General features: G+C 50.3%; 1 protein-coding gene. It reads right to left on the bottom strand.

Annotated elements, in window-relative coordinates:
* Nucleotides 1-35: 35 nt before the first annotated feature.
* The coding region (locus VN105_RS00990; protein ID WP_325637025.1) for a PQQ-binding-like beta-propeller repeat protein at nucleotides 36-2,300 on the bottom strand (2,265 nt) is incomplete at its 5' end.

Consider the following 2,300-nt stretch of genomic DNA (forward strand, 5'->3'; position numbering starts at 1 on the left):
GCTGAAGAGATATCCTTTTTAAAAGAGGAATGTGTTTATAGTGAGAAAGCATTCACATTGCCTGAAAAATCCGCCACATACAGTATCCCGTTATACACTGCCATATCAGCAAACACCGGGGCGCCTGTATTAAAGCGGCTGATCATTTTCCCGGTGTGAAGATCTATCACATATACATACCCGTCGGACGCACCGGCAATAAGACGGTTGCCGGTCAGCAGAGGGGTGGATTCGATAGTGGCGGAAGAGGGGGAAGAATACGGCGCTGAGTAAAACAGGGCTTCGCCGGGAACAAAGCGCCATTGTTCTTTTTTGCTTTTTTTGTCGAAGGCAATCATTCCACCGGCAGCAGTGCAGGTAATGATATAGTTGTTTGTTACCAGTGGCGCCGTCATGGTTTTGAGGTCTTCAGTAACCGGGATGCTGTCTGTTGTTTTACCGGTGGCGGGGTCCAGGATATGGAGTTTATTGATACCGTGTACATACAGCAGGTTATCGAAGAAAGCGGGAGTACCGCTACGGAAGCGGATGCCTTCATCGGCACGTTTCCATTGCAGTTTGCCGGTGGCGGCGTTGTGGGCAAACAGGTGATTCCAGTTGGAGGAAGTGATCAGCAGGCCGTTATGAATAGCCATGGCAGCGGGTGTACCTTCGCCGCCGGTCCAGTCGTGGTTGGTCCATTTTACCTGGCCGGTGTTCAGGTCCAGGGCCTGGAGATAATTGCCGGCGCCGGTGTAGTAAATGTTGTTATAAATAGCGCCGCCTGAATTATAGGCTGGCAGGTTGTTATGATCGCCGGTATGTTTCCAGCGCAGTTGGCCGGTGGCGGCATCGAGGGCATAGGTAACGCCTTCCGCATCGGTAGCCAGCAGCAGGCCATTATGGTAGCTAATGCTGTGTTTGATGGAATTGCCGGTAGTGAATTGCCATAGTTGTTTGCCGGTTTGTGCATCCAGTGCGGTGATACTGCTATGATGATTGCCTTCATCATCGATAGTACCAATAAATATTTTACCGGCTGCGCATATGGGAGATGATTTCCAGATATTGCTTCCCACGTTTGCGGTCCAGTGTAAATGCAGCGGGCCGGCGGTGGCAATACCGGTAACGCCGGTACGCTGTATATTCTGTAATGCTTCCGGCCAGTCGGTGGCGGAGGCATTGTTTTTTACAGGCGTATTTTTTGCCAGCGTAAATGTATCCCTGCGGAAAAGCACCCGGCCGGTGCCTAGCGTAGCTTCTAACGTGGCCGTATACACGCCGTTCATCCATGAAGCGGGGATGGCGGTAGTAGTAAACCAGTTCCAGTCCGTACGCGGTTGCAGTGGCAGTTGTTTAACGAGAGCTCCCTTTTTATCGAACAGGCTGAACAATACTTTATTTACCGGTGATGAAGTATGATAGGTGTTGACACTGATCACCATTTTATTTCCATCGAACGCCACGCCTGTGGCAGCAGGAGATACGGACACCAGCTGATCATGCACATAGGTATAACGCCGTTGCACAAACGAAACACCGCTTTTATCTACGCCGATCACATCGAAGTTGGAAGCGGAGTTATCGATACCTCCATCGGGAGGCGGCGCTGCGCAGATGGAACGGATACCGCTGTTGCCGTGTGTACGGGCAAAGTTGATATGCCAATGGCCATAGATCCAGGCTTTGAGGTGATGCTCATTCAGGTTAATGCTGTCGTTTTTTGAACGGATGGTAAAGAGGGTGTCATAAGTAAGCAGGTCGTGGTTGAATACGATCACAGGCTTTTCGGGGGAGGTGTTGGCGAGATCATTTTTCAGCCATTGTATTACATCGTCGGCAGTATAAGAGGGCTGGTAATCACCGTTGCGCATGGGTGTTACAATAAAGTGCGCGGGGCCGGCGTCGAAGGAGTAGAACACCGGGCCAAACAGCGATTCATACAATGCCTCCCCGTAAGGGCCCTTTACCAGGTCGTGGTTACCGATGCAGTAATACATTGGTACGCCCATGGTGCGGGTATTGATGTATTGTGCATGGAAGGCCATTCCTTTTTCGTAACAAATATCGCCGGTGTGGATCATGAAGTCGGCGTTTTCGTTGCGGGCATATTCTTTTGCATCGGTGATCCAGTTGTTAAACTGGTAGGTTTCTGTATCGGTTAGCCGCACAAATTTTGCAGTGGCGGGATTGGCGTTAGGCACCGGCTGAACGCCGAAGTTGTAAGCCGGCAATGTACTATCGGCAGGAATATAAAACGATTTGGTATACCGGTATCCTGCCGGGGTGGTTATAAATATAAACTTTGTTTTGACATGACC

The organism is Chitinophaga sp. (assembly GCF_035564935.1).
In the GTDB taxonomy this organism is placed as follows: Bacteria; Bacteroidota; Bacteroidia; order Chitinophagales; family Chitinophagaceae; genus Chitinophaga.